This is a genomic window from Streptomyces sp. NPDC043876, from assembly GCF_056435825.1.
This window is the reverse complement of record NZ_JBWKDV010000002.1, coordinates 456,037-462,572: the sequence shown is the minus strand read 5'-3', so window position 1 is coordinate 462,572 and position 6,536 is coordinate 456,037. Positions and strand designations below refer to the sequence as shown.

Sequence of the window (6,536 nt, the reverse complement as noted above, 5' to 3'; positions counted from 1 at the left end):
ATCAAACGCCGGCGAGGCTGGAGTTGCCCAGCGGCGCGGCCACGCCCCGGCCACAATCAGCCCGCACGGCAGACGCAGCCCAGCCGACTCCAGCCCGCCCGGCGTTTGAGGGCCCGCCGGAGGCACCGCAAGACGCGCACCCGGCACCTGCCTCCGGCAGCGCCTCAAACGCCGGCGAGGCTGGAGTTGCCCAGCGGCGCGGCCACGCCCCGGCCACAATCAGCCCGCACGGCAGACGCAGCCCAGCCGACTCCAGCCCACCCGGCGTTTGAGGGCCCGCCGGAGGCACCGCAAGACACGCACCCAGCACCAGCCCCCGGCAGCGCCTCAAACGCCGGCGAGGCTGAGATTGCCCAGCGGGGCTGGAGGCGGCCTACGACCAGCGGCCCGTGCGGGACAGGAGGACGGCGGTGGCGGCGGTGCCGGCGGTGGAGGTGCGCAGCACGGACCGCCCCAGGCGGTACGGCTTCGCCCCCGCCTCCGCGAAGACGGCCAGCTCCTCCGGCGAGACCCCGCCCTCCGGCCCGACCACGAGCACGATCTCCCCCGCCCCCGGCAGCTCCGCCGTGGCCAGCGCCGCGGACCCGGCGTCCCGGTCCTCGTGCAGGACCATCGCCAGGTCCGCCCCCGCCAGCAGCGCGGCGACCTGCTTCGTCGACATGGCCTCGGCCACCTCCGGGAACCGCACCCGACGGGACTGCTTCCCGGCCTCCCGCGCGGTGGCCCGCCACTTCCCCAGCGCCTTGGCCCCCCGCTCCCCGCGCCACTGCGTGATGCACCGGGACGCCTGCCACGGCACCACCGCGTCGACCCCGGTCTCGGTCATCGTCTCGACGGCCAGCTCGCCCCGGTCGCCCTTCGGCAGCGCCTGGACCACGGTGATCCGTACCGCCGGCTCCGGCTCCTCGTGGACCGCGTCCACCGCCACGACCAGCCGGTCCTTGCCCTCCGCCGCCTTGACCACGGCGTCGGCCCAGCGGCCCCGGCCGTCCGCGAGGACCACCGCCTCGCCGGGGTTCAGCCGCTTCACGGACACCGCGTGGCGGCCTTCGGGCCCGTCCAGGACGAACTCCGGCCCCGCGGGGACCTCTTCCACCACGAACACGGGGGCGGTCATGACGCACTCCTCAGTTTCAGCATCCGCAACGCGCGCTGCGCTTCGGCCAGTTCGGCCGCCAGTACTTCCACCAGCTGCCCGGCGGGCAGGGGTCTCGCCAGCCGGTGGCCCTGGCCCGCCCACAGCGCCATGCCCTGCGGGTCCCCGGCCGCCGCCGCGGCCTTGCGCAGGCCGGCGGTCAGGTGGTGCACCTGGGGGTAGGCGGCGGGCGCGTACGGCCCGTGCTCCCGCATGAACCGGTTGACCAGCCCCCGCGCGGGCCGCCCGGAGAAGGCCCGGGTGAGTTCGGTGTGCGGGAAGAGCGGGTCGGTCAGCGCCCTCTTGTGCAGCGGGTCGGCGCCCGACTCGGGGCAGGCCAGGAAGGCCGTGCCGAGCTGCGCCGCCTCCGCGCCGGCGGCGATCACGGCGGCGACCTGCGAGCCCCGCATGAGGCCGCCCGCGGCGGTGATCGGGAGCGCGACCGCTTCCCGTACCTGCCCGATCAGCGCGAGCAGGCCGACGCCCGCGGTGCCGTCGGTGTGCGGATCGTCGCGGTGCGTGCCCTGGTGGCCGCCCGCCTCGATGCCCTGGACGCAGATGCCGTCGGCGCCCGCGGCCTGCGCGGTACGGGCCTCCTCGACGGAGGTCACGGTGACCACGCTGCGGGTACCGGCCCGGCGCAGGGCGGTCAGCACCTCGGCCGGGGGGCAGCCGAAGGTGAAGGAGACCACGGGCACGGGGTCTTCGAGGAGGATCGCGAGTTTGGCTTCGTAGCCGTCGTCGTAGGTGCCGACGGTGTCCTCGGGCGCGATCGAGACGTCGTACCAGCTCGCCTCTCCGGCGAGCTGCCCCCGGTAGGCCTCGATGGCGGCGGGGTCGGCCGAGGCGGCCGAGGCGGTCTGCGGCACGAAGAGGTTGACGCCGAAGGGGCGGCGGGTCAGCCCGCGCAGCCGTTTGATCTCCTGGTACATGCCGTCGGCCGTTTTGTAGCCGCCGGCCAGGAAGCCCAGCCCGCCCGCCTCGCTCACGGCGGCGGCCAGCGGCGGACAGGATCCGCCGCCCGCCATCGGGGCCTGCACGATCGGGTACTGGTGAAGACCGTTCGGTGCGGAGGACATGCCCAGCATCGTGCCATGTCCCCCGCACCAGACCGAATCACGCGAGGCGCCCGGCGCAGTCCGGTTGCCCGGCCCGCGGGGCGCCCGCGCGGGGCGCCCTCAGGCGGGGTGGTCAGCGCCCGTTGAACGCGTCCTTCAGGCGGCTGAAGAGGCCCTGCTGCCCGGGCTGGAACTGGCCGGTGGGCCGTTCCTCGCCGCGCAACTTGGCCAGCTGGCGCAGCAGGTCCTCCTGCTGCGCGTCCAGCTTGTTCGGGGTCATGACCTCGACGTGGACGATCAGGTCGCCCCGGCCGCCGCCGCGCAGGTGCGTGACGCCGCGGCCGTGGAGCGGGATGGACTGGCCCGACTGGGTGCCGGGGCGGACGTCCACCTCTTCCATGCCGTCCAGGGTCTCCAGCGGGCACTTCGTGCCCAGGGAAGCCGCCGTCATCGGGATGGTGACCGTGCAGTGCAGGTCGTCGCCGCGCCGCTGGAAGGTGCTGTGCGGCAGCTCGTGGATCTCGACGTAGAGGTCGCCGGCGGGGCCGCCGCCGGGGCCGACCTCGCCCTCGCCCGCGAGCTGGATGCGGGTGCCGTTCTCGACGCCGGCCGGGATCTTGACCGTGAGGGTGCGGCGGGAGCGGACCCGGCCGTCGCCCGCGCACTCGGGGCACGGGGTGGGGACCACGGTGCCGAAGCCCTGGCACTGCGGGCAGGGGCGCGAGGTCATGACCTGGCCCAGGAAGGACCGGGTGACCTGCGAGACCTCGCCGCGGCCGCGGCACATGTCGCACGTCTGCGCCGAGGTGCCGGGAGCGGCGCCCTCACCGGAGCAGGTGGTGCAGACGACGGCCGTGTCGACCTGGATGTCCTTGGTCGTCCCGAAGGCCGCCTCGTCGAGTTCCAGGTCGAGGCGGATCATGGCGTCCTGGCCGCGGCGGGTCCGCGAGCGCGGTCCGCGCTGCGAGGCCTGGCCGAAGAAGGCGTCCATGATGTCCGAGAAGTTGCCGAAGCCCCCGGCTCCGAACCCGCCCGCGCCGCCGCCGCCCGAGTTGGACAGCGGGTCGCCGCCGAGGTCGTAGACCTGCTTCTTCTGCGGGTCCGAGAGCACCTCGTAGGCCGCGTTGATCTCCTTGAAGCGCTCCTGCGTCTTCGGGTCCGGATTCACGTCCGGGTGGAGTTCACGCGCGAGGCGCCGGAAGGCCTTCTTGATCTCGTCCTGGGAAGCGTCGCGGCGCACGCCGAGTACGGCGTAGTAGTCCGTGGCCACTTACGACTCCGCCAGGATCTGTCCGACGTAACGTGCCACTGCGCGTACCGCTCCCATCGTTCCGGGGTAGTCCATGCGGGTCGGTCCGACCACGCCGAGTTTGGCGACTGCTTCGCCGCCCGAACCGTAACCGACCGAGACGACCGACGTGGAGTTCAGCCCCTCGTAGGCGTTCTCGTGCCCGATCCGTACGGCCATTCCCGACTCGTTGGCCTCGCCCAGCAGCTTGAGGAGCACGACCTGCTCCTCCAGCGCTTCGAGCACCGGCCTGATCGTCAGGGGGAAATCGTGGCCGAAGCGGGTGAGATTGGCGGTTCCGCCGATCATCAGCCGTTCTTCGGCGTCCTCCACGAGGCATTCGAGGAGGGTCGCGAGGACGGTGGAGACCGTCGCCCGGTCCTCGGTCTCGAAGGACTCGGGAAGGTCCTGCACCAGCGGCGGCACGTCGGTGAACCGGCGGCCGACGATCCGGCTGTTGAGCCGCGCCCGCAGGTCCGCGAGCGAGGTCTCCCCGAAGGGCGTCAGGCAGTCGACGAGCCGCTGCTCGACCCGGCCGGTGTCCGTGATCAGGACGAGCATCAGGCGGGCCGGGGCCAGCGAGAGGAGCTCGACGTGCCGGACGGTGGAGCGGGTCAGGCTCGGGTACTGGACGACGGCGACCTGCCGGGTGAGCTGCGCGAGCAGCCGCACCGTGCGGCCGACCACGTCGTCGAGGTCGACGGCGCCGTCGAGGAAGTTCTGGATGGCCCGCCGCTCGGGGCTGGACAGGGGTTTGACGCCCGCCAGCTTGTCGACGAAGAGGCGGTAGCCCTTGTCCGTGGGGATGCGCCCCGCGCTGGTGTGGGGCTGGGCGATGTAACCCTCTTCCTCCAGCACGGCCATGTCGTTGCGCACGGTGGCGGGCGAGACGCCGAGCCGGTGCCGCTCGGTGAGCGCCTTGGAGCCGACCGGCTCCTCCGTCCCGACGTAGTCCTGGACGATGGCGCGCAGCACTTCGAGTCTGCGTTCGCTGAGCATCGCGCACACCTCCGTCTGTGATGCCTGTTGCCGTACTGCCCCTGCCCGGACGGGCTGGTCACCGGGTTCTCGTGGTGAGTGCCGCTGGCACTCGCGGACGGCGAGTGCCAGAGATCCCCCGGTCAGTGTACGGCGGGTACGTACGGCGATAGCAAGGGCCGCCCCTCGCGGCCCGCAAAGGTACCGCGCGGGGAGCGGCCGCTCGACTAGCGTCGCGGCATGGACATCGGTTGGGAAGACGCGGGGTGGGAACGGCTGACGGCGAGGTCCGGACGGCTGCGGCTGCCGGTGTGGGACTGCACCGCGGGGCTGGTGGTGGGCGATGACGCGGTCCTGCTGATCGACCCAGGATCCTCGCTGCCGGAGGGGGCCGGGCTGCGGGCGGCGGCGGAGCGGATGACGGGCCGCCGGGTGACGCATCTCGCATTCACGCACGCCCATTTCGATCACGTGCTGGGCTCGGCGGCGTTCCCGGAGGCCGAGGTGTTCGGCGCGGTGGGGCTGGACGCGTTGCTGGACACGGGGCGCGAGGAGCTGTGCGAGGACGCGGTGCGCCAGGGGCTGGCGCGGGCCGAGGCCGTCGAGGCGGCGCGGGCGCTGGTGCTCCCGCGGCACCTGGTGTCGGGCGAGTGGACCCTGGAGCTGGGCGGGGTGCAGGTGCTGCTGGCCAACGTCGGGCCCGGGCACAGCGGGCACGATCTGGCGGTGTGCGTGCCGGGCGAGCGGCAGGTGGTCTTCTGCGGGGACCTGGTCGAGGAGTCCGGTGAACCCCAGGCCGGGCCCGACGCGGTGCCGGGGCAGTGGCCCGCGGCCCTGGACCGGCTGCTCTCGCTGGGCGGGGACGACGCGCTGTACGTACCCGGTCACGGCGCGGTGGTCGACGCGGGCTTCGTGCGTGCGCAACGCGACACACTGGCCCGGCGGTTCGGCGTGTCGCGTGCGTGAGGGCGCCGGGCCTCCTAGCGTCGGCCGGATGCGTGAGTACTCGCCCGACCTGACCCCCGCGTGGAAGCGCCCCCGCCCCGTCCCGGAGGTCCCCGCGGACCCGGACCTGGTGGTCGAGGAGGCCGGTACGGGCTTCTGCGGCGCCGTGGTCGGCTGCGAGGCGGGCACGGTGACCCTGGAGGACCGTTTCGGCAAGCGGCGGGTGTTCCCCATGGAACCGCGCGGCTTCCTGCTGGAGGGGGCCGTGGTGACCCTGGTGCGCCCTTCCCGGGCCCCGGCGGCCCCCGCGCGCACGGCGTCGGGGTCGATCGCGGTCCCGGGGGCGCGGGCGCGGGTGGCACGGGCGGGCCGGATCTACGTCGAGGGGCGCCACGACGCCGAACTGGTCGAGCGGGTGTGGGGCGACGACCTGCGCATCGAGGGCGTGGTGGTGGAGTACCTGGAGGGCATCGACGACCTCCCGGCGATCGTGGCGGAGTTCGCCCCGGGGCCGGACGCCCGCCTCGGCGTCCTGGTCGACCACCTGGTGCCCGGCTCGAAGGAGTCGCGCATCGCGGCCGCGGTGACCTCGCCGGACGTCCTGGTCGCGGGCCACCCGTACGTCGACGTCTGGCAAGCGGTCAAACCGTCCGCCCTGTCCATCCCGGCCTGGCCGGTGGTCCCCCGGGGCCAGGACTGGAAGACGGGCATCTGCCGCGCCCTGGGCTGGCCCGAGAACACGGGCGCCGCCTGGCAGCACATCCTCTCCCGCGTCCACACCTACCAGGACCTGGAACCGGCCCTCCTGGGCCGCGTGGAAGAACTGATCGACTTCGTCACGGCCCCCTGACCCCGCGCGGCCCAGGTCGCGGCCCGGTCCGGTGCCGAAACCCGCCTCGCGGACGTTCGAGGCCGCGCAATCCAGCCTCACTCGCGTGCGACCCAGCCTCGCTTACGTGCGACCCAGCCTCGCTCGCGTGCGATCCAGCCTCGCCGGCGTTTGAGGCGCCCCCGGAGGGCAGACGGAGCGGCACCTGCCCCGCGACCCAGGGTTGGACGCCGTGTGCGGCTGGTGGGCCCTCCGGGGGCGCCTCAAACGCCGGCGGGGCTGGATTTGGCGGGCTAAGCGCCC

Annotated in this window: 6 protein-coding genes; 2 read left to right on the top strand and 4 right to left on the bottom strand. The window is 73.8% G+C overall.

Features of this window, described 5'->3' with window-relative positions:
- Positions 1–373: 373 nt before the first annotated feature.
- The 4 genes from AC0693_RS07185 to hrcA all read right to left on the bottom strand — a co-directional run bounded on the left by AC0693_RS07185 (position 374) and on the right by hrcA (position 4,480).
- Positions 374–1,117: a 16S rRNA (uracil(1498)-N(3))-methyltransferase gene (locus AC0693_RS07185; protein ID WP_356410699.1), complete on the bottom strand. Its 744-nt coding sequence runs from the start codon at positions 1,115–1,117 to the stop codon at positions 374–376.
- Complete coding sequence (locus tag AC0693_RS07180) at positions 1,114–2,214, bottom strand: nitronate monooxygenase (protein WP_478801190.1); 1,101 nt, start codon at positions 2,212–2,214, stop codon at positions 1,114–1,116. The genes AC0693_RS07185 and AC0693_RS07180 overlap by 4 nt, the downstream gene beginning before the upstream one ends.
- 112 nt (positions 2,215–2,326) lie before the next feature.
- Positions 2,327–3,463 carry a molecular chaperone DnaJ gene (gene dnaJ, locus AC0693_RS07175; RefSeq protein WP_469333891.1) on the bottom strand — a complete coding sequence of 379 codons (1,137 nt, stop codon included), beginning with the start codon at positions 3,461–3,463 and terminating at the stop codon, positions 2,327–2,329.
- The gene (gene hrcA / locus AC0693_RS07170; RefSeq protein WP_356410691.1) at positions 3,464–4,480 is read right to left on the bottom strand and encodes a heat-inducible transcriptional repressor HrcA; all 1,017 of its coding nucleotides are present in this window, start codon (positions 4,478–4,480) and stop codon (positions 3,464–3,466) included.
- 219 nt (positions 4,481–4,699) lie between these two features.
- On the opposite strand from hrcA, the gene AC0693_RS07165 reads away from it, so the two are divergent.
- Together AC0693_RS07165 and AC0693_RS07160 are read left to right on the top strand one after the other, a co-directional pair.
- Entirely contained in the window at positions 4,700–5,425 is a 726-nt protein-coding gene (locus tag AC0693_RS07165; protein ID WP_478801189.1) for an MBL fold metallo-hydrolase, read from the top strand.
- A gap of 28 nt (positions 5,426–5,453) precedes the next feature.
- Positions 5,454–6,254, top strand: a complete 801-nt coding sequence (locus AC0693_RS07160; protein ID WP_469318554.1) for a DUF3097 domain-containing protein — start codon at positions 5,454–5,456, stop codon at positions 6,252–6,254.
- The last annotated feature ends 282 nt before the right edge of the window (positions 6,255–6,536 follow it).

What these genes read in the sequence shown, in the direction of transcription:
- AC0693_RS07185 (WP_356410699.1), bottom strand. Translation starts at nt 1,117, where the DNA reads ATGACCGCCCCCGTGTTCGTGGTGGAAGAGGTCCCCGCGGGGCCGGAG.
- hrcA (WP_356410691.1), bottom strand. Translation starts at nt 4,480, where the DNA reads ATGCTCAGCGAACGCAGACTCGAAGTGCTGCGCGCCATCGTCCAGGAC.
- AC0693_RS07165 (WP_478801189.1), top strand. Translation starts at nt 4,700, where the DNA reads ATGGACATCGGTTGGGAAGACGCGGGGTGGGAACGGCTGACGGCGAGG.
- AC0693_RS07160 (WP_469318554.1), top strand. Translation starts at nt 5,454, where the DNA reads ATGCGTGAGTACTCGCCCGACCTGACCCCCGCGTGGAAGCGCCCCCGC.
- AC0693_RS07180 (WP_478801190.1), bottom strand. Translation starts at nt 2,214, where the DNA reads ATGTCCTCCGCACCGAACGGTCTTCACCAGTACCCGATCGTGCAGGCC.